The 22,287-nt window shown below is 57.5% G+C and carries 23 protein-coding genes; all 23 read left to right on the top strand.

Translation table 11 applies throughout. From position 1 onward, the window contains the following. Positions 1 to 214 precede the first annotated feature (214 nt). The gene (locus FO268_RS00505; RefSeq protein WP_150988037.1) at positions 215 to 1,576 is read left to right on the top strand and encodes a DUF1329 domain-containing protein; all 1,362 of its coding nucleotides are present in this window, start codon (positions 215 to 217) and stop codon (positions 1,574 to 1,576) included. Between the two features lie 72 nt (positions 1,577 to 1,648). Continuing rightward, on the top strand, positions 1,649 to 1,975 hold the full coding sequence (locus FO268_RS00500; protein ID WP_150988033.1) for an SOS cell division inhibitor: 327 nt from the start codon (positions 1,649 to 1,651) through the stop codon (positions 1,973 to 1,975). 73 nt (positions 1,976 to 2,048) lie between these two features. Then, positions 2,049 to 3,500: a sigma-54 dependent transcriptional regulator gene (locus FO268_RS00495; RefSeq protein ID WP_150988031.1), complete on the top strand. Its 1,452-nt coding sequence runs from the start codon at positions 2,049 to 2,051 to the stop codon at positions 3,498 to 3,500. 218 nt (positions 3,501 to 3,718) lie between these two features. Further along, the gene (locus FO268_RS00490; protein ID WP_150988028.1) at positions 3,719 to 5,008 is read left to right on the top strand and encodes a sensor histidine kinase; all 1,290 of its coding nucleotides are present in this window, start codon (positions 3,719 to 3,721) and stop codon (positions 5,006 to 5,008) included. Positions 5,009 to 5,020: 12 nt separating this feature from the next. Next, positions 5,021 to 6,472 carry a sigma-54-dependent transcriptional regulator gene (locus FO268_RS00485; RefSeq protein WP_150988025.1) on the top strand — a complete coding sequence of 484 codons (1,452 nt, stop codon included), beginning with the start codon at positions 5,021 to 5,023 and terminating at the stop codon, positions 6,470 to 6,472. A 217-nt stretch (positions 6,473 to 6,689) separates the two neighbouring features. Then, the gene (gene fliE, locus FO268_RS00480) at positions 6,690 to 7,058 is read left to right on the top strand and encodes a flagellar hook-basal body complex protein FliE (protein ID WP_150988022.1); all 369 of its coding nucleotides are present in this window, start codon (positions 6,690 to 6,692) and stop codon (positions 7,056 to 7,058) included. A gap of 15 nt (positions 7,059 to 7,073) precedes the next feature. After that, the gene (fliF, locus tag FO268_RS00475) at positions 7,074 to 8,774 is read left to right on the top strand and encodes a flagellar basal-body MS-ring/collar protein FliF (protein WP_150988019.1); all 1,701 of its coding nucleotides are present in this window, start codon (positions 7,074 to 7,076) and stop codon (positions 8,772 to 8,774) included. Beyond that, entirely contained in the window at positions 8,767 to 9,807 is a 1,041-nt protein-coding gene (gene fliG / locus FO268_RS00470) for a flagellar motor switch protein FliG (protein ID WP_150988017.1), read from the top strand. The genes fliF and fliG overlap by 8 nt, the downstream gene beginning before the upstream one ends. Further along, positions 9,807 to 10,670: a flagellar assembly protein FliH gene (locus FO268_RS00465; RefSeq protein WP_150988013.1), complete on the top strand. Its 864-nt coding sequence runs from the start codon at positions 9,807 to 9,809 to the stop codon at positions 10,668 to 10,670. Before fliG ends, FO268_RS00465 begins: the two co-directional genes overlap by 1 nt. Continuing rightward, positions 10,651 to 12,033, top strand: coding sequence for a flagellar protein export ATPase FliI (fliI, locus tag FO268_RS00460; protein WP_150988010.1), 1,383 nt, complete (start codon positions 10,651 to 10,653; stop codon positions 12,031 to 12,033). The genes FO268_RS00465 and fliI overlap by 20 nt, the downstream gene beginning before the upstream one ends. Continuing rightward, positions 12,033 to 12,473, top strand: a complete 441-nt coding sequence (fliJ, locus tag FO268_RS00455; RefSeq protein ID WP_150988007.1) for a flagellar export protein FliJ — start codon at positions 12,033 to 12,035, stop codon at positions 12,471 to 12,473. Before fliI ends, fliJ begins: the two co-directional genes overlap by 1 nt. 121 nt (positions 12,474 to 12,594) lie before the next feature. Continuing rightward, positions 12,595 to 12,900, top strand: coding sequence for an STAS domain-containing protein (locus tag FO268_RS00450; RefSeq protein ID WP_150988004.1), 306 nt, complete (start codon positions 12,595 to 12,597; stop codon positions 12,898 to 12,900). Between the two features lie 32 nt (positions 12,901 to 12,932). Next, complete coding sequence (locus FO268_RS00445) at positions 12,933 to 14,678, top strand: ATP-binding SpoIIE family protein phosphatase (RefSeq protein ID WP_150988001.1); 1,746 nt, start codon at positions 12,933 to 12,935, stop codon at positions 14,676 to 14,678. 15 nt (positions 14,679 to 14,693) lie between these two features. Beyond that, a complete protein-coding gene (locus FO268_RS00440; protein WP_150987998.1) occupies positions 14,694 to 15,038 on the top strand; it encodes an Hpt domain-containing protein in 345 nt (114 codons plus the stop codon). A gap of 118 nt (positions 15,039 to 15,156) precedes the next feature. Then, entirely contained in the window at positions 15,157 to 16,383 is a 1,227-nt protein-coding gene (locus FO268_RS00435) for a flagellar hook-length control protein FliK (RefSeq protein ID WP_150987995.1), read from the top strand. A gap of 155 nt (positions 16,384 to 16,538) precedes the next feature. Then, positions 16,539 to 17,048: a flagellar basal body-associated FliL family protein gene (locus tag FO268_RS00430; protein WP_150987992.1), complete on the top strand. Its 510-nt coding sequence runs from the start codon at positions 16,539 to 16,541 to the stop codon at positions 17,046 to 17,048. 71 nt (positions 17,049 to 17,119) lie between these two features. Further along, complete coding sequence (fliM, locus tag FO268_RS00425; RefSeq protein ID WP_150987989.1) at positions 17,120 to 18,121, top strand: flagellar motor switch protein FliM; 1,002 nt, start codon at positions 17,120 to 17,122, stop codon at positions 18,119 to 18,121. Continuing rightward, complete coding sequence (gene fliN, locus FO268_RS00420; protein ID WP_150987986.1) at positions 18,114 to 18,620, top strand: flagellar motor switch protein FliN; 507 nt, start codon at positions 18,114 to 18,116, stop codon at positions 18,618 to 18,620. The genes fliM and fliN overlap by 8 nt, the downstream gene beginning before the upstream one ends. A gap of 1 nt (position 18,621) precedes the next feature. Next, on the top strand, positions 18,622 to 19,086 hold the full coding sequence (gene fliO, locus FO268_RS00415) for a flagellar biosynthetic protein FliO (protein WP_150987983.1): 465 nt from the start codon (positions 18,622 to 18,624) through the stop codon (positions 19,084 to 19,086). A 1-nt stretch (position 19,087) separates the two neighbouring features. Next, positions 19,088 to 19,852, top strand: a complete 765-nt coding sequence (fliP, locus tag FO268_RS00410; protein WP_150987980.1) for a flagellar type III secretion system pore protein FliP — start codon at positions 19,088 to 19,090, stop codon at positions 19,850 to 19,852. 12 nt (positions 19,853 to 19,864) lie between these two features. Beyond that, entirely contained in the window at positions 19,865 to 20,134 is a 270-nt protein-coding gene (fliQ, locus tag FO268_RS00405; protein WP_150987977.1) for a flagellar biosynthesis protein FliQ, read from the top strand. A gap of 7 nt (positions 20,135 to 20,141) precedes the next feature. Then, entirely contained in the window at positions 20,142 to 20,924 is a 783-nt protein-coding gene (fliR, locus tag FO268_RS00400; protein ID WP_150987973.1) for a flagellar biosynthetic protein FliR, read from the top strand. Between the two features lie 192 nt (positions 20,925 to 21,116). Next, the gene (gene flhB / locus FO268_RS00395) at positions 21,117 to 22,253 is read left to right on the top strand and encodes a flagellar biosynthesis protein FlhB (protein WP_150987971.1); all 1,137 of its coding nucleotides are present in this window, start codon (positions 21,117 to 21,119) and stop codon (positions 22,251 to 22,253) included. Positions 22,254 to 22,287 lie beyond the last annotated feature (34 nt).

The following is a 22,287-nucleotide window of genomic DNA, read 5'->3' as shown; positions in this document are numbered from 1 at the left end:
GCCAATGGTAACATTTCTGGTCAGGGATTTCCTCCTTCCTGGCAATCCGCGAGTCTTTGACAAGAAACTACAAAGATTCACTTGAAACGGTCGTTTGAATTTGGCAAAAAGGCGCCCGGTTTGAGTAACTTTTGATCGTCTGGCGCTGAATTCCAGTTAAGCGAAAATCTTGACTGCCGGTTGTCCAGATCAGTTTCCGTGGAGGTGGAAGGGAATGCGTAACCATTTGGTCGCAGGTTTTACAGTGGCAATGCTCGGGTTTGCAGGTAGCAGCGTTTCCGCGAAGGTCAGTGAGTCCGAAGCCGAGCGGTTGGGCAAAGATCTCACCCCCGTTGGTGCTGAAAGGAAAGCCAATGCATCTGGCAGTATCCCTGAGTGGACCGGCGGGCTGACCACGCCGCCCTCAGGCTGGCAGCAGGGGCAGGTGGAAATCAATCCCTTCCCGCAGGATGAGCCTTTATTCGTGATTACCGCTGGCAATGTGGATCTGTATCGCGACAAGCTTACCGACGGCCACGTCCGGATGCTGGAGGAGTACGGTCCGGAATTCGTGATGCCGGTATACCAGACTCGCCGCACGGCGGCCTTCCCGGAGGATGTCTACGAGAAGTCACGGGAGAATGCCGTTAGTGCTGAGCTGTTGAGTAACGGTAACGGTGTACGGAATACCATCATGACCAGCCCCTTCCCGATTCCGGAGAATGGGCTTGAGGTTATCTGGAACCATATTCTTCGGTACCGGGGCGAGGAGCTTACATTCCGCAGTTCTTCGGCGACTCCACAAGTAAACGGTTCCTACAATCAGGTGGTGAACCAGTATGATTACTTTTTCGCCTACAGCCGTCGGGGGGCCGACCTTGAGGATATCGACAACAAGATTTTCTACCTGAAAACCGAAACCATCGCGCCTTCCAACCTGGCAGGTACCATCACCCTGGTGCACGAGACACTTGACCAGATCCGCTCGCCCCGCTTGGCCTGGCGCTATGATTCCGGCTCGAGACGTCTGCGCCGGTCGCCGAACCTGGCTTATGAAACCGATCTGCCCAACTCGTCCTCACTGAGGGCCGTTGACCAGAAAGACATGTATAACGGCGCTCCGAATCAGTATGACTGGGAGCTCAAAGGCAAGCGCGAAATCTTTGTGCCCTATAATGCCTACAAACTTCATGACGAAACCATCAAGCCTGACGATGTCATTCGTCCGCAGCACATCAATCAGGAACTGACCCGCTACGAGCTTCACCGGGTATGGGTTGTTGAGGCGAAGCTGAGGACAGGTATCAGCCATATCTATTCCCGCCGGATATTCTATGTAGACGAGGATAGCTGGCAGATTCTTGCCAGCGAAGAATATGACAGTGAGGGTGAGCTCTGGCGCGTATCTGAGGCCCACAACATCAATTACTACAGTGAGCCGGTGTTCTGGACTACCATGGAAATGACGTACGATCTCAAGGCGGAGCGTTACTACATTGATGGTCTGGACAATGGTTTCCCGGCCTACGATTTCAAGCCCGGTTTCCGCGGCAACCAGTTCTCGGCTTCGGCCGCTCGCAGGGCCGCTCGCCGCTGATGACCATGATGGCCGGGGGTCTCGGATCCCCGGCCACTGTCCGGGCCATACAACGATACTGGAGATACAGGTATGTCGGTACCGGAGCAACTGGAAGCAGTGGATACCCTGGTGGAGCATCTCAAGACCGCTCTTGCTGAAAAAAACTGGGAAGAACTGTCACGCCTGAACGAATTGGTGAAGCCAACCATTGAACCGGTGATGGCAGCCCTGGAGGCCGGCGAACTGAGCCCGGAGCCGGTACGGCAACGACTGGCAACTCTCCAGACTTATTGTGACCGTGCCAATATTTCGGCAAATGAGGCTAAAGCCGAAGCTCAGAAAGCGCTCAAGGAAATTAATCAGAACCGAAGCGCGGCGAAAGCCTATCAGAACGTCTCTTCAAATCCCCCTAAATAGCGTCATAAAATTGACTCAGACGCACTTACAGTCTTAAATACCGCTCACAAATCCCCGCAAGAGATTCGTTTGAATGTCGAAGAACAACAAGGTGCTGGTGCTCAGCGAGGACGACGCAAGAAAGCGTGATATTGCCACCATACTTGAGTTTGTTGGTGAGGAAGAGGTCGTGGTCGGCGACGAAGCTCGCTCGCTGCTTGCCAGTGGTGATCCTGAAACGCTGGACGAAATTTCTGCTGTGGTACTCAACGGTGAGGACGCAGGGGTGTGCAAGACGGTGGCGTCGGTGTGTGAGGCTACTGTAGGCGTGCCTGTGCTGATGATCGGGTACCCTGATCTGAAACCGTTGTCCGAGGAACACGCCGGCCGGGTGATTGCCCGCATGGAGTGGCCCCTGAACTACACCAAGTTCGTGGACTCCCTCTATCGCGCCCAGATCTACCGTGACCAGTTTGCCCGGTCCCGGGAGCGTGGCAAACAGCGCGGGTTACAGCTTTTCCGCAGCCTGGTTGGTACCAGCCGCAAGGTTCAGTCCGTTCGCCAATTGATGGAGCAGGTGGCGGACAAGGATGTGAGCGTGCTGATAACCGGCGAATCCGGTACCGGCAAAGAAGTGGTGGCTCGCAATCTGCATTACCATTCCGCCCGCCGAGACAAGCCCTTTGTCCCCGTCAACTGCGGTGCCATTCCTGCTGAGCTGCTCGAAAGCGAGCTGTTCGGTCATGAAAAGGGTGCCTTTACAGGAGCCATCACAGCCCGCGTTGGTCGATTTGAGCTGGCCGAGGGCGGCACCCTGTTCCTTGATGAAATCGGCGACATGCCGTTGAACATGCAGGTCAAGATACTGCGGGTATTACAGGAACGCACTTACGAGCGGGTAGGCAGTAACCGCACACAGTCCGCCGACGTACGGGTAATTGCAGCCACCCACAAGGTTCTGGAGAACATGATCGAGAGCGGGGATTTCCGCGAAGATCTCTACTATCGCCTGAATGTGTTCCCCATTGAAATGCCGGCCCTGCGGGAGCGGGTAGAAGACATACCGCTGCTGATCAATGAGTTGATCTCCCGTATGGAGAAAGAAAAGCGTGGCTCGCTACGGATGAACTCGGCAGCCATCATGAGCCTCTGTCGCCATGACTGGCCGGGTAATGTCCGGGAGCTGGCAAACCTGGTGGAGCGGCTGGCAATTATGCACCCGTACGGGGTGATCGGTGTACAGGAGCTTCCAAAGAAGTTCCGCTATATTGACGACTACGACGAGAATCGGCCGGTCGAAGATTCGGGTATGCCTTCCAGTATTCCGGGTCTGGTAGGGCTGGATGCACCCGCCTTGTTGCCCGTTAACGGGATTGATCTCAAGGACTACCTTTCCAACCTCGAGAAGCAGCTGATTCAGCAGGCACTGGATGAGGCGGGGGGCGTGGTGGCCCGGGCGGCGGAGAAACTGCGGATTAGGCGGACGACCCTGGTGGAAAAGGTCAGGAAGTACGGCCTTCGGGACGAGGAGTCTGAGGAGAATTAAGTAGCTCCGTAGCGTATTGAACGGCGTCAATGGTTTGTAACCTGCGACGCCGTAGTTGTTTCAGGGGTGCCAGAAACCCGTCACCTCTCCTTTCTGTAATTTCCCTACCTATTGAAATATAAACAAAAAATAAAGTTGGCACAGTGCTGGCTTAGTTCTGCCCAAACGATCCATCCGATTGGTACGGGCCGGATTTGGTCCGGTCAGAGGGCGAGTTTATGAGTCAGTTGCATTTTGTTGGTTTGTCGTCGGCGAAGGGGGCTTCAGCCATTAAGGAGTCCTCGGCCAATGCGGCGGCGGATGTCAATGACAAGGTGACGGCGTTGTTCCCGGAGCAGGACGATGAAGCTGTGGGTACGGCGTTGGATCTGTTCGACCAGATGTCCCGGCAGATCACTGATTCCTATCGCACCCTGGAGTCCCGTGTTAACCAGTTGTCCGGAGAATTGTCTGCAGAGTCACAGCAGCGTCAGGTGGAGCTGGAGCAGAAAGAGGAGTTGGCTGATCGGCTTTCCACGCTGCTTCACGCACTTCCGGCAGGGGTGGTGGTACTGGACAGCCAGGGTGTCGTGACTCAGACCAATCCCGCCGCCATTACCCTGCTCGGTGAGCCCTTGGGCGGCGAGCGCTGGGTGGATGTCATTCGTCGCTGTTTCGCGCCCCGACGGGATGACGGCCATGAAGTGTCACTGAAGGACGGCCGCCGGGTCAGTATTGAAATCCGCACCATGGAAAATCAGCCGGGGCAGTTGATCCTGCTGACGGATCTGACAGAGACCCGTCATCTCCAGGCTCAACTGGCCCATGCCCAGCGTCTGTCAGCCATGGGCAAGATGGTGGCATCACTGGCCCACCAGATTCGAACACCGCTGTCTGCCGCCATTCTGTATGGCGGTCACCTCAGCCAGGAGGATCTGGACGAAGAAATGCGGCAGCGCTGTGCCTCCCGCTTGATGTCTCGTCTTACGCACCTAGAACAGCAGGTTCGCGACATGCTGATTTTTGCCCGCGGTGAAACCCGGCTTGCGGAGGAGCTGTCTGCCTCTGGGCTGGTTCAGGCGCTGGCGTCTGCGCTCGATGGGCTGAAGCTCCCTGCCGGCGTTTCCGTAGAGCTGGACAGCCAGGCAGGGGATGAGGCGTTGATGTGTAATCGGGATGCCCTGGTCGGCGCCTGCACAAACCTTGTGAATAACAGCGTGGAAGCGGGCGCAACGAAGGTTACGGTTGCCATTGCTTCTGCGAATGGCGAGCTGGTGGCTCGGGTGGCTGATAACGGCCCCGGTTTTTCTCCGGAACAGGCCGGTCAGCTTCTGGAAGCCTTCTATACCACCAAGTCTCATGGCACAGGCCTGGGGCTGGCCGTTGTTCAGGCTGTGGTGAAGGCACACCAGGGCCGCTTTGACATTGAATCGCCCACTGTCGGGGGCGCTGTTGCAACCATTTCGCTGCCGTTGCTGCGTTCGCTGTCGGCCAATGGCCGCCGCACGCAGACACACCAGAATAACTGACCGGAGGCAATCATGGCCAAAGCCCAAATTCTGATCGTTGAGGATGACCACGATCTGCGAGAAGCGCTGGTGACCACACTGGAGCTGGCGAAGTTCCGGGTGCGGGAAGCTGCCGATGCAAAGCAGGCGCTGGCACAACTGGCCGAGTCGCCGGTAGACATGGTGGTCAGTGACGTGAATATGCCCGGGATGTCCGGCCATGATCTGCTGCATGAAATACAGAGATTGTATCCGGGCTTGCCGACCATGCTGATTACTGCCTATGGCCAGATCAGTCATGCGGTTTCTGCCATGCAGGCGGGGGCAACTGATTACCTGGTCAAACCTTTTGAACCGGCGGTACTGGTAGACGCAGTCAGCAAGGTTGTGGGGGGCAGTCGTCCGAAAAGTGGTGATCAGCCCGTGGCGGAAGATCCCATCAGCAAGCGCATGTTCCAGTTGGCGGCAAAGGTAGCCGCGAGCGACTCAACGGTAATGATTTCCGGCGAGAGTGGAACTGGCAAAGAAGTTCTGGCGCGTTATATTCACCAGCAGTCTCCCCGTTCCGAGCAGCCTTTCGTTGCCATTAACTGTGCAGCGATTCCCGAAAACATGCTGGAGGCCATCCTGTTTGGTCACGAGAAGGGCGCCTTCACCGGCGCCGTTGCATCGTCGCCCGGTAAGTTTGAGCAGGCCAACGGCGGTACCATTCTTCTGGACGAGATCTCGGAAATGGAGCTGGGCCTGCAATCCAAGTTGCTGCGGGTATTGCAGGAACGTGAGGTCGAGCGGGTGGGCGGACGTAAGACGATTGTCCTTGATGTGAGAGTGATCGCGACAACCAACCGCGATTTGTCCGACTATGTCCGCGAGGGCAAATTCCGGGAAGACCTTTACTACCGGCTGACGGTGTTTCCCATGCACTGGCAGCCCCTGCGCGAGCGCACACTGGATATCATGCCCCTGGCCAGCGCCTTGCTGAAAACCCATTGCCGCAAAATGAAACTGACCGGGGTGACCTTTGCGCCTGATGCCAGAAGCGCACTCATGGCTCATCAATGGCCCGGTAATGTTCGTGAGCTGGACAACGCCATTCAGCGAGCACTCGTGCTCCACCAGGGTAATGTGATTCATGCCAGTGACTTATGCCTGGAGCTGGGCATTACCGGGCGAGTGGACAGAGGCTCAGCGGCCGCCCCACAGCATGCCGCTCCCCAACCGTTCTCTGAAACGGCGATGCAGACAGGCGAAGAGGGTATCGGTGAGCCCGCTAATCCGGGCATGGAAGAACTTTCTCCGACCTCCCTCGGTGACGAGGTTCGCCAGCGTGAGTTCCGGATTATTATCCAGACACTGAAAAAAGAGCGTGGCCGTCGCAACCGGGCAGCCGAACAGCTGGGCATCAGCCCCCGCACACTCAGATACAAGCTGGCCCAGATGCGGGATGCCGGTATTGATCTGGACGCTGAACTGGCTGCTGCCTGAATCCCACCTGAGACTCCTTCGTTCGGCACCTTCGGGTGCCGTTTTTTATGGCCTCGTCAAAAGACCGTCGCTGCTTCTGACCCTGCTGTCAGAAAGTTCATTAACTTAATGAAAAACAGGCAGTAATTGATATTGGCCTGTGGTTTGCTTCTCTCCTGGAAACTAATATCCAGTTCAATGGCTTGCCCGCCAAAAGGCTAAGCCGGGAGAGTGAATCATGGTTCAGCGTGCTGACATCAACAGCGTTCTTTCCGAAATCCGCAACATGCGCTCGCAGATGATGGAGAATCAGCGGGTTGAGCAGGATAACAATATCCGCGGCCGGCTGGATGGACCCTCCCGGATTCAGGAAAGCCAGGAAACCCCGAAATTCAGTGACATGCTCAGCCAGGCCGTAGGGTCCGTGAACGAGTTGCAGCAGTCGTCCAATAATCTCAAGACAGCTTACGATATGGGTGACCCTAATGTGGATATTACCCGTGTCATGATTGCGTCCGAAAAGGCGTCCATTTCCTTCGAGGCACTTACCCAGGTTCGTAACCGGGTGGTCAAGGCTTACGAAGACATCATGAATATGCCGGTTTGATAGCGGAGCAGACCCATGGCCAGTTTACCTGCCGAAACTTCATCCTCGAATATGCCCGCAGCGCGGGACGACGACTCCGGCGAAAGCCGTAGCGACCTGATATTCGGGTTCAACCGGCTCAACCTGCTTAGGCAGGTAGGCCTGATGGTAGGCCTTGCTGCCAGTGTTGCCCTCGGGGTTGCCGTGGTTCTCTGGGCCCAGGAGCCCAATTACCAGCCGGTGGTCGGGGATATGTCCGGGTACAATCCCCAGGACGTCACCACCATTCTTGACAGTAGCGGCATTGATTACCGGATGGACCCCCGTACCGGAGCACTACTGGTACCTTCCGATGAGGTTTATAACGCCCGCCTCAAGCTGGCTGCCGAAGGTGTGACAGACGAACAGACGATGGGTTACGAGTTGCTGGACCAGGACCGTGGCCTGGGAACCTCCCAGTTCATGGAAACCATCAGCTTTCGCCGCGGCCTCGAAGGCGAGCTGGCCCGCACCATCAGCAGTATGCGTACGGTGCGTTCCGCCCGCGTCCATCTGGCCATTCCGGAGCGCTCGGTTTTTGTACGTGATGCCCGCACGCCGACAGCATCGGTGTTCCTGGAAGTCATCGCCGGCCGTCGGCTGGAGCATGAACAGATTGCCTCAATCATAAATCTGGTTGCCGGAAGCATTCCGGAAATGTCGAAAGAAAACGTGACGGTGGTCGACCAGAGCGGCAACCTGCTGACGGGACGGGAAGACGGTGGCGATACCCGCCAGATGGAAGACCAGTACGATTACACCTCCCGGGTTGAGGACCGTCTGACGCGTCGGGTTGCGTCTCTGGTTCGTCCCGTCGTCGGTGACGGCCGGTTCCGCGCCGAGGTGACGGCAGATCTTGATTTTTCTTCTGTAGAGCAGGCAGAGGAGCTGTTTAACCCTGAGCAGCAGGCCGTGCGTAGCGAGCGCAAGATGTCCGAGAGTCGGGCCGGTGGGGGCGCCGGTGGGATTCCTGGTGCACTGTCCAACCAGCCCCCGGCCCAGGCGACCGTGCCGGAGCAGGCAAACGGTGACGACGAGGGCGGGGCACCGCCGGCGCCTGTGAATGTACGGGAGGAATCAACCCGTAACTACGAAATGGACCGCACGGTAAGCTATGTGCGCCAGGAACTCGGGCGGGTAAAGCGTTTGTCGGTAGCCCTGGCCGTTGATGATATGAAAGTGGTGGATCCACAGACCGGTGAGGTCAGCTACGAACCCTGGCCGGAGCAGGAGCTTCAGCGCCTGACCATGCTCGTTCGCGATGCGGTTGGCTATTCTGCGGCCCGGGGTGACAGTGTTACGGTGATGAATACCGCTTTTGCAGCCCAGGAAGAGGTGGAATTTGAGGCGCCGGGCTTCTGGGAGCAACCGTGGTTCTGGGACCTGATGAAACAGGTCCTGGCGGGCCTGGTCATCCTGGTACTGGTACTGGGGTTGTTGCGCCCGACCCTGAAAAGCCTGTCTGGTGGTGGCCGCAGTGAGCGCCGGGGCGATTCGGACGATGACGGCTACGAAGGGCTTGACGGCATTGAAGGTGGCGACGCGCTGCGGGAGGCCATGCATTCGCAGGACGACCTGCTTTTGCCTGGCGCTACAGACAGCTATGATAGGCAGTTAAATGCACTGAAAGGCCTGATTGCGGAAGACCCCGCGCGGGTTTCCCAGGTAATGCGCCAGTGGGTGAATGTCGATGACTGATGAGATTAACCGCCAGCCTGAGGCGCCGCAAAAGCCCCAACGGAAGATACCGCGGGTAGAGCAGGCCGCCATCCTGCTGATGTCGTTGGGCGAAAACGACGCTGCCGAGGTGCTCAAGCACATGGGCCCGAAGGAGGTCCAGCGTGTTGGTGTGGCGATGGCCCAGATGAAAGACGTCAGCAAAGACGACGTTACCTACGTGCTCAATCAGTTTGTTGAGGCGGTGGGCGGCCAGACTGGCCTGGGCGTTGGCAACGATGACTACATCCGCACCATGCTTACCCAGGCTCTGGGTGATGATAAAGCCTCCAGCCTGATCGACCGGATTCTTATCGGGGGTAATACCACGGGCCTGGACACCCTGAAATGGATGGAGCCCCGTGCCGTAGGCGACATTATCCGCTATGAGCACCCACAGATTCAGGCCATTGTTATTTCCTATCTGGATCCGGATCAGGCCGCCGAAATTCTGGGCACTCTGGATGATAAGGTGCGTCTGGATGTGATGATGCGGGTCGCATCCCTGGAAAGCATTCAGCCCCAGGCATTGCAGGAGCTCAACGATATTCTCGAGAAGCAGTTCTCTGGCGGTTCTGCTGCCCAGACCAGTCGCATCGGCGGGGTCAAGCGAGCCGCCGACATCATGAACTTCATGGACCGCAGCATTGAGGGTGGCCTGATGGATTCCATCAAGGATATGGATCCGGACCTGGCCTCCACCATTGAGGACCTGATGTTTGTCTTCGACAACCTGAAAGAGATTGACGACCGTGGTATCCAGGCCCTGTTGCGCGAAGTGTCCTCCGAGGTGCTGGTAGTGGCGCTCAAGGGCGCGGACGACGGCGTTCAGGAGAAAATCTTCAAGAACATGTCCAAGCGAGCTGCTGAACTGCTGCAGGATGACCTGGAGGCGAAGGGACCGGTGCGGGTCAGTGAAGTGGAATCCGCCCAGAAGGACATTATCACCATTGCCCGCCGTATGGCTGAAGCCGGTGAGATTACCCTCGGCGGTGCCGGCGAAGAAATGATGTGATGAAAGATCCCCGTCGCAACCTCGATCGCATTCCCAAGGAAAATCTGACCGCTTATGAGCGCTGGGAGCTCCCGCTGCTGGACGCCAGGGGCAACGAAGTAGCCCGGGAAGAGGAGCGTGAGGTAAAGCCACTGACCGCGGCCGACATTGACGAAATCCGGCAGGCCGCCCATGAAGATGGCCATACCGAAGGCCGTGAGGCAGGATACCAGGCGGGTTTCAATGAGGGTCTGGAAAAAGGCCGTAAGGAAGGGTTTGAAGCCGGCTTTGCAGAAGGTCGCGAGCAGGGCACGGAGCAGGGTCTGGCGGAAACGCGCAAGGAAGTGGATGTGAAACTCGACCGGCTGGAACATTTGCTCGGTGAGTTGCTGGTTCCCATCCAGCGCCACGAAGATGAGATTGAAACCGCGCTTGTTAACCTGACTACCATACTTGCTCGCGCCATTGTGTTCAGGGAGCTTTCCCTGGATTCCTCCCATATCGCCGAAGTGGTCCGGTCGGCAATGGCCTCCCTGCCATCCACTACGGAAAACGTACGTGTTCACGTACACCCGGATGATCACCAATGGGTCAGCGAAGTTGCCGGGAAGTTTGAGGCAGCCACTTCCATCGTCGAGGATGACTCGATTCTGCGAGGCGGCTGTAAGCTGGAAACCCGCCACAGCCTGGTGGATTTCACCGTGGAAAAGCGCTTCCAGAAAGCCATTCAGGGCATGCTGGATAAACAGCTGGACACAGAGAAAACCGTTGAAGGGGAAGAGCTTGGCGCCATGATGAGCGATCTCACCGATTTCCAGCACGGCGTGCTTGATTCCGATGAGAGCACGGACAAGGGTGAGGGCGATGACGGCGCATCTGGCTGAACGCCTCGCAAGGTTACAGGGCTCCTTTACCGATGAACTGAAGCCGGAGCTTTCCGGCCGCCTGACGCGCATGGTGGGTCTTACTCTGGAATGTGTGGGCTGCCCCATGGTGGTGGGTGATCGCTGTGTGATTACCGGGCAGGGTGCCGGCACGGTGGAGGCAGAAGTGGTGGGCTTCGAGGATGACCGTGTTTACCTCATGCCACTGACTGCAATTGAAGGCTTGCGCCCCGGCGCCATGGTGGTGCCGTTAGCGGTGGCCAGCCGTGTTCCTGTAGGCCCTGAACTGCTGGGGCGGGTGGTGAACGGCAATGGGGAGCCGCTTGATGGCAAGGGGCCGTTGCAGGCAGAAGCGCGGGTGTCCCTTAGTGGCGATATCATCAATCCGCTCGACCGGGCTCCGGTTCGCCAGTCCATGGACGTGGGAATACGGGCGATCAATGCGTTGATGACAGTTGGCCAGGGGCAGCGCCTGGGGCTTTTCGCCGGCAGTGGTGTTGGTAAGAGTGTGTTGCTGGGTATGATGACGCGCTTTACCGACGCCGATATCACCGTGGTGGGGCTGATTGGTGAGCGTGGCCGCGAGGTCAAGGAGTTTATCGAGGACATCCTGGGGGACGAGGGCCTTGACCGCTCCGTGGTCGTAGCCTCGCCCGCCGATGATTCGCCACTGATGCGGCTGCGCGCCGCCATGCTGACTACCCGTATTGCAGAATACTACCGGGACCAGGGCAAGCGGGTGCTGTTGCTGATGGACTCGCTCACCCGTTATGCCCAGGCCCAGCGGGAGATCGCTCTGGCCGTTGGAGAACCGCCCGCCACGAAAGGATACCCCCCGTCGGTATTCGCAAAGCTGCCACAGCTGGTGGAGCGGACCGGCAATGGCCGACCCGGTGGCGGCTCGATAACCGCATTCTATACGGTGCTGACGGAGGGCGATGACCAGCAGGACCCGATTGCCGACGCCGCCCGGGCGATCCTTGATGGCCACATCGTGCTGTCCCGGCGGCTCGCGGAAGAGGGACACTATCCTGCCATTGATGTGGAGGCCTCCATCAGCCGTGTTATGCCCCAGGTGACGGAAACTGAACACTTCTCCCGTGCCCAGCGTTTCAAGCAGGTGTATTCACGTTACCAGCAGGCACGGGACCTGATCAGTGTAGGCGCTTATGTGAAAGGATCTGATCCGGAAACCGATTTCGCCATAGCCCATATCGGCAATATGGGGCAGTTCCTGCAGCAGGGATTGAACGAAAGCGCGCCCCTCGACGAAAGTATCCGGCAATTGCTGGCGGTGGTGCCGGAAAGACGTTCTGCCGACCGCCCCAAAACCCCGCCGGCCGTCGGCGGAGGAGCTAGCTGATGTTGCGATCCCGGCGGCTGGCAGTGGTGCTGACCCTTGAGGAACGCAAGGAAAAGGCGGCACTGGAGAAAATGGCTGAGGCTCAGAAACACCACGAAGCCCAGCGCCAGCAAATCGAGAATCTGGAACGTTACCAGAAGGAATACCGGGACCAGATCCGCAGCAGTCAACAGGGCGTGGTCTCGGTGGCGCGGCTGCAAGGCTGGCAGGCATTTATCGCCCAACTGGATCAGGTGATCGGCCAGCAACAGAAACTGCTCGTTCAGGCCGAGGACCGGCTCAGGGTCTGTCGCGAGGAGTGGCAGAAAGCCTGGGAACGACGCCGGGGCATGGAAAAATATATCGAAACCTGCCGCCAACAAGAGCAGCGGGAGCAGGATCTGAGGGATCAGAAACTGATGGACGAGGCCGCCGGCCGAAATATTGCCCGGAGACGCTGAAACGTTTGCTGACCTTGTTCTGCGGGTGCAAAATCAGTGTGGTGAGCTATCCTTTACCACAATGCCCCAGAGGCTCACGTTGTTCCCTGTAAACAAGCCCGCACATCATGGAGGCACCGGAATGCCGATTCAGACGCATCGCAGTGAGGACGGTCAGACTCTGACCATAAAAATTGAAGGGCGCTTTGACTTCAGTACCCATCAGGCCTTTCGTGATGCCTATGAACACGGTGACGAAAACGTGACGGCATTTGTGGTGGATCTTTCCGACACCACCTATCTCGACAGCTCTGCTCTTGGGATGCTGCTGTTACTGAGAGACTACGCCGGTGGCGACAGTGCGAAAATTCGCATAGAGAACTGCAACAGTGACGTGCGCCGCATATTGTCCATATCCAATTTCGAGCAGCTGTTTGCGATTCGCTGAACCATAACATCGCAGGGTCGCGGAGGTTCGTTGTGGATGATTCACTTTCAGACAACCGGCCGCTGAGGATTCTGATCGCCGACGACAGCGACAGTGACCGACTGATTCTCAAGACCCTCCTCCGTCGTCTTGGCCATGACGTGGAAGACGCCAGAAATGGCGAAGATGCTGTGGGGATTTTCCGCGAGTCCGGCGCGGATATTGTATTGCTGGATGCGCTGATGCCGGTAATGGACGGCATGGAAGCGGCTCGTCACATCAAGGAACTGGCGGGCGAGCGCCTGGTACCCCTCATCTTTCTCACCTCTCTTTCTGATGCGGACGCGCTCGCCCGCTGCCTGGAGGCTGGCGGCGATGATTTTCTGACCAAGCCCTATAACCGCATCATCATCGAAGCCAAAATCAATGCATTCAACCGCATGCGGCTGATGCACCGCACTCTGAGCCACCACCGCGACCTGATCCGCGATCGTAACCGCCAGCTTCTCGAGGAACAGGAAATTGCCAAGCGGGTATTTGATAACGTCGCCCATACCGGCTGCCTGAATGCAACGAACATTCGCTATCACGCCTCTCCCATGTCGATTTTTAACGGTGATGTTCTGTTCGCCTGCCCCCGTCCAGCAGGGGGCATGCAAATACTGGTTGGCGATTTCACCGGCCACGGCCTGCCGGCAGCCATTGGTGCCCTGCCGGTAGCCGAAATTTTCTATGGCATGACCAGCAAGGGTTTCAGTGGCAGCGATGTGCTACGGGAGATTAACCAGAAGCTTTGCCGGATACTGCCTGTCGGAATGTTTTGCTGCGCAGCAATGATTCAGGCGGACTTTCATCTTAATCAGTTACAGATATGGAACGGAGGGCTGCCGGATGGCGTTCTCCTGAAGAGGGATGGAAAACTCGAGACCATCGCCTCCCGGCATCTGCCGCTGGGTGTGCTCGGCGCCGCACGCTTTGATGCCCGAATGGAGGTGTTTCGCACGGAGCCTGGGGATACCCTGCTGATGATGACTGACGGTGTATTGGAAGCCGAGAATCACCACGGCGAAATGTACGGTGAGGAGCGCCTGAAGCGTTCGCTCGCCGGAGCCGGCAATGCCGGCTCACCATTTGATGCGGTGATGACCGGAATTCATGCATTCACTGGCAAGCAACCGGAACAGGACGATGTCACGTTGTTGTCGCTGGAAATGGTTGAAGAAGCAGAGCTGGAAGGGGTTTCGGAACGTTTGCCCCAATCGGCCCTGGAAGGCCCCGCGGAATGGCATTGCGTCTACGAGATCAAGGATCGTTCCCTGGGGCAGTTCAGTCCGTTGCCGTTGTTGCTCCACATCTGTATGGAGGTGCCCGGGTTGCGTCGCAAGAGTGGCGAAATCTACACACTGTTGTCGGAGCTGTACACCAATGCCCTGGAGCACGGTGTATTGGGCCTGTCCTCGGACTGGAAGGCCACGCCGGATGGCTTCGGCCGTTATTATGCAGAACGGGAGCGGCGTTTGCGGTTCATATCGGACCATTTCATCCGCTTTACCCTGACTCACACCATGACGGAAGGGGGAGGGCAGCTGACTATTGTCTGTGAAGACAGTGGCAGCGGGTTCGATTACGGTGACGTCTCTGCCGTCGGTAACGAAAACGGTTATTCCGGGCGAGGACTGATGCTGTTGCAGAAGCTGGGGCGGTCCCTCAACTTCCGGGAATATGGTACCCGGGCCGAAATTATATATGATTGGCATTTTTCTGAGGTTGCTGCCCGTGAGGGCGGTACCAACACATAAAGCAGGGGGTTGGTCATGACGGACAAGCCACACCTTGATCAGGAAGCACTGGCCGAGCTGCAGGATGTAATGGAAGACGAATTCGATATCCTGATCAACACTTACATCAAGGATTCGTCGGATCGCATTGCACATTTGCGTTCGGCTCTGGAACACAAAGACGCGGACAGTTTCTCCAAGTCCGCACACAGCTTCAAGGGCAGCTGCATCAACATTGGTGCGCCCCGACTGGGCGAGCTGTGTTCAGAGGCCGAAAAGGCCGGTCGGGACAATCGCCTGGGAGAAGCCTCGGTTATGGTCGATGCCATAGAAAGCGAATTCGGACAGGTAGAGGTCACGCTCCGACGTTTTCTGGAGTAGTACAAGTAAATGGCAATGCTTCTGCCTGGAATGGCATTCCTTTTGCTACCTTTTGCTCAATAGCCCGGTAACGCAGACAAATGCACTCCGATCAGCAAAAAAACGGCAAGAGGTTGCCATGTCCCAGATGGTTCTTCCCCAGACATCCCCGCAGGGGCAGCCCGATAACGGTGTAAAGCCGGCGTCGGGCGGCCGTGAGAAAAGCGGTGACAGTAATTTTGATTCTGTTTCCCGCGCAGAACAGCAGCGGCTCGACAAAAAACAGGCTGAAAAACGTGATCAGGCCCGTAATGACGAATCGGCCCGTAACGAGCAGGTTCGCCAGGACAAAGACAGCGCCAGGCGCCCTGACGACCGCAAGGAAGCTTCCTCGGGTACAGAGCCCTCCCCGAAAGAAGACACGCATGCCGGGGAAGACGCAGGAGCTTCAAAGGTATCAGCTGATGCCGAATCTGGGGCCTCCGTTGGTACTTCGCAGCAAACGGTTGACGAGAACGCTCCTGAAGAAATCATTCCACTGACCTTTGCCGGTCTACAGGCGCTATTGATGCCGGCTGGTGAGGCGGACGCCGGTGCCATGCCGGTAGCGGCCGGGGCCAGCAGCACCCAGGCCAGTGTCAGTGGCGTGATGCCGGGGGCGCAGGCATTTGCCGGGATCATGGCTGGCCTGCCTGGCGCGCCCGGCAGCAAACCTGGCCAGGGCAACGGAAACATTGCCGGAGCAGGGGCCGGACTGGCCCTGACCGAGGGGTTGATGTCCGGCTTGGCCGCCGATGCCAGCCGCACCCAGGAGACACCGTTGGTTCAGGGGGCGTTGCGTTTTCAGGCAGCGGCAGAGCTGGCCAGTCAGCAGGCAGTGAACCCCAACAGCGCCAAGCTGCCAGCCGAGGCAGCCGCGTTGCGGGGCTACACCACTTCTATCGATGTGCCGGTCAACCACGCGGAGTGGGGCGACAAGCTGGTTGGCAAGCTGACCTGGCTGACAGCACGCAACATGTCCGTTGCTGAAATACACCTCACACCACCGGATATGGGCCCGATGGAAGTACGGGTTCAGGTCCAGCAGGAACAGGCCAATATAACCGTACACTCGGCAAATCCCGCCGTAAGGGATCAGTTGGAACTTCACAGCCACCGCCTGAGGGACATGCTGAATGAGCAGGGATTGTCCCTCGAGCAATTTGATGTGTCGGACTCTCCACAGCAACAGGCTGGGGAAGAGGGCCCCGGTGAACAGAGCGGAAATGGCAATGGTGCCCTGACCGACAGCGGCCTGGACGATCAGGACCTGCAGTCCGAATCCCTGGATCTGACCTGGAAAGGCGAAGTTGATATCTTCGCCTGACCGGAATTGCTTTCCTCGGTAATTCTTCTTTTGCCCATCCTCCGTCGCAAGGCTAAACTGCTGTGCGGATAAGGAGGATTGGGCTTTCTGGCCCGTCCTTTGCTTATACCTTCATATAACCTGTCTGGTTGACGGATTTCTGGCAGAAGCACGTTATGGCTGAAGATAATGCGCCCAAGGCGGCGCCGGCAAAGAAAGGCAAACTCAAGCTTATTATACTGCTGGTAGTGGTAGTTATTCTGGCGATAGGGCTCTCCGTGCTCGGAACCATGTGGTTCCTTGGGGGAGGCATTCCCGGCATTACGGGAGGTGACGAGGAAGAGGCTGCGGAGCAGGCTGACGTTTTTGTGCCCAGCACCTATACCGTCTTGGAAAAAGCCCTGGTAACAACGGTGCAGGCAGAAGGCCGGCAGCGTTACGCTCAGGCCTATCTTGCCCTGGAAGCCAACAACCCTGAGGCTCTGGCCGCTGCCAGCAAGCATATGCCATTGTTACGGAGTAAGCTGATCAGTGTCCTCGGGGACAAGGGTTTTGACGAGCTGCAGACCCCGGAAGGCAGGCAGGCGTTGGCCGATGATATGCTGGGGGCCGTCAACGGTGCGCTCGAGCAGGAAGGCGAGCCTCCGTTAGTGAGGGTGCTTTTCAGGAATTTCGTCGTTCAATAGCGAGTTCTTCAGCGAGCTCAACAAATAGCTCAACAGGCCCGGCGAGGGCGGACACAGGGGCAGAGAAACGTATGCAGGACCTACTGTCACAGGACGAAATCGACGCGCTTCTCCACGGTGTGGACGACGGCGACATTGATACCTACGACGAAACCGACGAGACCGGTATCAAGTCCTACGACCTTGCCAGCCAGGATCGTATTGTTCGCGGCCGCATGCCCACGCTTGAGATGATCAACGAGCGTTTTGCCCGCTATACCCGTATCAGCCTTTTCAACCTGCTGCGCCGTAATGCCGATGTGTCCACCGGTGGTGTCCAGATCATGAAATTCGGCGAGTACATCCACACGCTGTATGTTCCTACCAGCCTGAACCTGTGCAAGGTTCGACCCCTGCGTGGTACTTCTCTGTTCGTGCTGGACGCGAAGCTGGTGTTCAAGCTGGTGGACAATTTCTTCGGTGGCGAGGGTCGCCACGCCAAGATTGAAGGCCGCGAGTTCACGCCGACGGAAACCCGAATCGTCCAGATGGTGCTGGACCAGGTCTTCCACGACATGAAGGAAGCCTGGCACGCCGTTCTGAAGGTGGATTTCGAATACCTCAGCTCCGAGGTAAACCCGGCGATGGCCAACATCGTCAGCCCCAGCGAAGTTGTGGTGGTCAGCACCTTCCACATCGAACTGGATGGCGGCGGCGGCGAGCTGCACATGGCGCTGCCGTATTCGATGATTGAGCCTATTCGGGATGTGCTGGACGCTGGTGTCCAGAGCGACATTGATGACGTGGACGAACGCTGGGTCAGCGCACTTCAAGAAGACATCAAGGAAGTCAACGTACCTGTGAATACAACGGTGTGCCGGCGCCGCATTTCCCTTCGCGATATCGCCAAGCTGAAAGAAGGCGACATTATTCCGGTGGAAGTTCCCGAATTTCTGACCCTGACTGCCAATGGTATCCCCATCTATAAAGCGACGATGGGCACCCGCGATGGCAAGCTGGCATTGAGAATTCATGAGCGGGCAACGGTGCCCAAGGTGAAAAAGCAACTGAAGGTGGGACGCAACAATGGCTGATGACGACAAGAAAGACGAGCAGGAGCTCAGCGAAGACGAGAAGCTCGCTGCCGAGTGGGAATCTGCCATGGAAGAGTCTGGCGATGACGACGGCCGGGAGGATGAATGGGCGGCTGCCATGGCGGAAGCCGGTGAAACCGGGGAAGACGAAACTGGCGACAGCAAGGACAATGTCCGTGCCGCGCCGATGGAAGAGTTTCCGGAAGGATCGAATTTCAGCCAGGGCAGTGGCCCGGCGCCCGATCTGGACGTCATTCTCGATATTCCCGTCACCATCTCCATGGAAGTGGGCAACACCCAGATTCCGATTCGCAATCTGTTGCAGCTGAACCAGGGCTCCGTGATTGAACTGGATCGCCTGGCCGGTGAGCCGCTGGATGTTCTGGTTAACGGCACCCTGATTGCTCATGGGGAAGTGGTGATGGTCAACGAAAAATTCGGTATTCGCCTGACAGACGTCATAAGCCCCGGCGAACGCATCAAGCGGTTGCAGAAGTAGTATGGCTTTGGCTCGTAAAGGCCCCGGCTGCCTTTTCCTGACCCTGCTCCTACCAGCCCTGGTGACTGCCCAGGAGAAGGAGCCCGCTGCACAGGAAGTGACCTCTGCTCCCGACACTCTGGTTACCATGCTCACGCTTGGAGCCGGCTTGCTGGCGGTGTTGGCGCTTATTTTCGGATGTGCCTGGATTGTAAGGCGCATGGGTGGAATGACCGGCGGCAATACCCGGGCCATCAAGGTGGTGTCGGTGATGCCCATGGGCACGCGGGAGCGGATAGCGCTGATCGAAGTAGGGGGCACACAGATTCTTGTTGGCGTAACGCCATCCACGATTCGCACACTGCATGTATTTGACGAGCCGGTGGTCAGTGCCGGTGAGCCGGTATCCGGCGACTTTGCCCGCAAACTCCAGGGCATGATCGGCAAATCCTGGGGCTCCGGTGCTTCATCGAAGGACGGTTCCTGACATGTTGGCTCGTGTTCCAGTGCGTGTCCTTGTCTCCTTGGCGCTGGTGCTTTTCGCCACCTGGGCGCCATCGGCGCTGGCGGATATACCGGGTATCCCCGCCTTCACGGTAACGCCGGGCGAAGAAGAAGGTGTGCAGGAATACTCGGTATCGCTGCAGATACTGGCGCTGATGACGGCGCTTACCTTTCTGCCGGCGATGCTGATGATGATGACCTCGTTTACCCGCATCATCGTGGTGTTCGCCATACTTCGGCAGGCCCTTGGCCTGCAGTCCACGCCGTCCAACCAGATTCTTCTTGGACTGACGCTGTTCCTCACCATCTTCATCATGAAACCGGTGCTGGAAGAGGTGAACGAGGTGGCCCTGCAGCCCTACATGGAAGAAGAACTGAGCTCGCTTGAGGCGGTGGAACAAGCCAGCCAGCCATTCCGCAAGTTCATGCTGGCGCAGACCCGTGAAAGCGATCTGGGCCTGTTCATGCGCATTGCAGATGAACAATACGCCACACCGGAGGATGTTTCTTTCTGGGTTCTGTTACCGGCCTTTGTAACCAGTGAGCTGAAGACCGCTTTCCAGATCGGGTTCATCCTTTTTATTCCGTTTCTCATCATCGACATGGTGGTCGCCAGCGTGCTGATGGCCATGGGCATGATGATGCTGTCACCGATCATCATATCGCTGCCATTCAAGATCATGCTGTTTGTACTGGTGGATGGCTGGGCCCTGATTATGGGCACCCTGGCCGCCAGCTACGGGATATAGGGGAGTGCAACCATGACACCCGAAACCGTTATCGACATCCTTCGTGAAGCACTGTGGATGATTGTTCTGCTGGCCAGCCTGATTATCGGCCCCGGCCTGGTGATCGGCCTGGTGGTCAGCACCTTCCAGGCCGCCACCCAGATCAACGAACAGACCCTGAGCTTCCTGCCCCGGCTGCTGATTACCCTGATCACCATTATTGTTGCCGGCCCCTGGATGCTGACCCAGCTTCTTGACCACGCGGAACGGCTGATTACCAGCATTCCCTACCTGATCGGTTGACCCGGGCATGCCCACTGAAATATCAGCCGACCTGATTAACCAGTGGATTGGCCAGCACCTGTGGCCACTGTTCCGCCTGGCCAGCTTCATGATGGTTATTCCCTTTATCGGCACCCAACTGGTGCCAGCAAGGGTCCGGCTGGGACTGGCGTTGTTGATTACCATCCTGGTGGTGCCGATGATCCCCCCGGTACCCCAGATGGATGCCTTCAGCGCAGACGCGGTAGTGATCACCCTCCAGCAGATATTGATTGGAGTAGGTATGGGGTTTGCCCTTACCGCACTGTTCCAGCTATTTGTGGTGGCCGGCCAGATGATCGCCATGCAAATGGGCCTGGGTTTCGCCTCCATGGTAGATCCTGCCAACGGCGTAAACGTGCCTGTGCTGGCACAGATCTACACCATCACTATCACACTGCTTTACCTGGCCATGAATGGTCATCTGGTGGCTTTCGAGGTCTTCATCGAAAGCTTTCACACGCTCCCCATCGGCCTCGAAGGCCTGGGGCAGTCGGGAGTCTGGCAACTGGCCCACCGCATAACCTGGATATTCGTGTCCGCGTTACTGCTGGCGCTGCCGGCGGTCACCGCTGTGTTTATCGTCAACATCTCCTTCGGTGTCATGACCCGCGCAGCTCCTCAGATGAATATTTTCGCCTTGGGTTTCCCGATTGGCCTGATTTTTGGATTATTTGCCATATGGGTACTGCACGCCAATTTTCTGCCACACTTCGAGCAGTACACCAGGGAAACGTTCGAATTCATGCGTAACCTGCAGGGTCAGCCTTAACGGTTAATCATCGAATTGAAAAGATGATTGGAACGTGGGCTGACTGAGAAGCTTGCCGAGGGCGGTGGGGATGACTATCCAAAACTGTGCGGAGCCATGGATGGCGGAGCTCAAGCGCCACATGGATGTGCCGAAGGAGCGTGTTTTGGATAGTCATCCCCACCGGCCGATACACCCAAGTTAAGAAAAAACATGGCCGAAGAAAACGACAACAGTCAGGAGAAAACGGAAGAGGCCACCCCCCGAAGGCTCGAAAAAGCCAAGGAGGATGGCCAGACCGCCCGTTCCAAAGAGCTGGCCACTATGGCCGTTCTGTTGGCCGGCGCCGGTGGCCTGCTGGTGTTCGGAGCGTCCCTGGGCGCCTCCATGGAAAGCATCATGCGCGACAGCTTTGTCATAGAACGCTCCGCCATCTTCGATACCCGCCACATGAGCGTCCAGCTGATTGCCTCGGCGAAAGAAGCCGCCTGGGCCCTCGCACCACTGCTGATCCTGTTATTGATTGCCGCTGTCGCCGGCTCCATCGGCATCGGCGGTCTGCTGGTCAGCGGCAAGGCCATCGCGCCAAAACTTAACCGCATGGACCCTCTCAAAGGTCTGAAGCGCATGTTTTCCATGCGCTCGCTCATCGAACTGGTGAAAGCGATTCTCAAAGTCGGCCTGGTCATGGCCGTGGCCATCCTTATTCTGAACCTGCGCACCGACGACCTGCTCAGTATCTCGGAAGAGCCCGCCCGCCCGGCCATGGAGCACGTGGTCTGGACCCTTGGCTGGAGCTTTTTCATCCTCGCCTGCGCCACCATTGTGATTGCTGCGATCGATGTGCCGTTCCAGATCTACGATCATCAGAAAAAACTGCGCATGACCAAGCAGGAAGTGAAGGACGAATACAAGGACACCGAAGGCAAGCCGGAAGTGAAGGGCAAGATCCGCCAGCTGCAGCGGGAAATGGCCCAGCGCCGGATGATGCAGGATGTGCCCGGGGCTGACGTGGTAATCACCAACCCGACGCACTATGCGGTGGCATTGAAGTACGACCAGAAGAAAATGGCAGCGCCAATCGTGGTGGCCAAGGGGTCGGATGAGACCGCCTTCAAAATCATGGAGATTGCCCGCGAACACAAGGTGGACATCCTCCGTACGCCACCTCTGACTCGGGCGGTTTACCACAATACCGAGGTGGGAGGTGAGATCCCGGATGGCCTGTATATGGCAATTGCGCAGGTTCTCGCCTACGTATTCCAGCTCCGCCAGTTCCGCAAGGGTCGTGGCCAGAAGCCCCATATTCCGGATTTTCCGATTCCTTCGGATCTGCGGCGGGATATTTAGTTGGGTGGTTGCCTGCTTGTAGCCTGCTGGTTGT

The sequence above is a fragment of the Marinobacter denitrificans genome, assembly GCF_008795955.1.
GTDB classification, from domain to species: domain Bacteria; phylum Pseudomonadota; class Gammaproteobacteria; order Pseudomonadales; family Oleiphilaceae; genus Marinobacter; species Marinobacter denitrificans.
The sequence above is the reverse complement of the archived record's forward strand: the minus strand, read 5'-3'. Positions and strand labels throughout refer to the sequence as shown.

Bases quoted from the DNA above. Each gene is read 5' to 3' on its own strand.
- fliF (WP_150988019.1), top strand. From the start codon at position 7,074: ATGGCCAGTTTACCTGCCGAAACTTCATCCTCGAATATGCCCGCAGCG.
- fliM (WP_150987989.1), top strand. From the start codon at position 17,120: ATGCAGGACCTACTGTCACAGGACGAAATCGACGCGCTTCTCCACGGT.
- fliI (WP_150988010.1), top strand. From the start codon at position 10,651: ATGACGGCGCATCTGGCTGAACGCCTCGCAAGGTTACAGGGCTCCTTT.
- fliO (WP_150987983.1), top strand. From the start codon at position 18,622: ATGGCTTTGGCTCGTAAAGGCCCCGGCTGCCTTTTCCTGACCCTGCTC.
- fliR (WP_150987973.1), top strand. From the start codon at position 20,142: ATGCCCACTGAAATATCAGCCGACCTGATTAACCAGTGGATTGGCCAG.
- flhB (WP_150987971.1), top strand. From the start codon at position 21,117: ATGGCCGAAGAAAACGACAACAGTCAGGAGAAAACGGAAGAGGCCACC.
- FO268_RS00430 (WP_150987992.1), top strand. From the start codon at position 16,539: ATGGCTGAAGATAATGCGCCCAAGGCGGCGCCGGCAAAGAAAGGCAAA.
- fliN (WP_150987986.1), top strand. From the start codon at position 18,114: ATGGCTGATGACGACAAGAAAGACGAGCAGGAGCTCAGCGAAGACGAG.
- FO268_RS00450 (WP_150988004.1), top strand. From the start codon at position 12,595: ATGCCGATTCAGACGCATCGCAGTGAGGACGGTCAGACTCTGACCATA.
- fliJ (WP_150988007.1), top strand. From the start codon at position 12,033: ATGTTGCGATCCCGGCGGCTGGCAGTGGTGCTGACCCTTGAGGAACGC.
- fliG (WP_150988017.1), top strand. From the start codon at position 8,767: ATGACTGATGAGATTAACCGCCAGCCTGAGGCGCCGCAAAAGCCCCAA.
- fliP (WP_150987980.1), top strand. From the start codon at position 19,088: ATGTTGGCTCGTGTTCCAGTGCGTGTCCTTGTCTCCTTGGCGCTGGTG.
- FO268_RS00505 (WP_150988037.1), top strand. From the start codon at position 215: ATGCGTAACCATTTGGTCGCAGGTTTTACAGTGGCAATGCTCGGGTTT.
- FO268_RS00485 (WP_150988025.1), top strand. From the start codon at position 5,021: ATGGCCAAAGCCCAAATTCTGATCGTTGAGGATGACCACGATCTGCGA.
- fliE (WP_150988022.1), top strand. From the start codon at position 6,690: ATGGTTCAGCGTGCTGACATCAACAGCGTTCTTTCCGAAATCCGCAAC.
- fliQ (WP_150987977.1), top strand. From the start codon at position 19,865: ATGACACCCGAAACCGTTATCGACATCCTTCGTGAAGCACTGTGGATG.
- FO268_RS00490 (WP_150988028.1), top strand. From the start codon at position 3,719: ATGAGTCAGTTGCATTTTGTTGGTTTGTCGTCGGCGAAGGGGGCTTCA.
- FO268_RS00465 (WP_150988013.1), top strand. From the start codon at position 9,807: ATGAAAGATCCCCGTCGCAACCTCGATCGCATTCCCAAGGAAAATCTG.
- FO268_RS00500 (WP_150988033.1), top strand. From the start codon at position 1,649: ATGTCGGTACCGGAGCAACTGGAAGCAGTGGATACCCTGGTGGAGCAT.
- FO268_RS00495 (WP_150988031.1), top strand. From the start codon at position 2,049: ATGTCGAAGAACAACAAGGTGCTGGTGCTCAGCGAGGACGACGCAAGA.
- FO268_RS00435 (WP_150987995.1), top strand. From the start codon at position 15,157: ATGTCCCAGATGGTTCTTCCCCAGACATCCCCGCAGGGGCAGCCCGAT.
- FO268_RS00440 (WP_150987998.1), top strand. From the start codon at position 14,694: ATGACGGACAAGCCACACCTTGATCAGGAAGCACTGGCCGAGCTGCAG.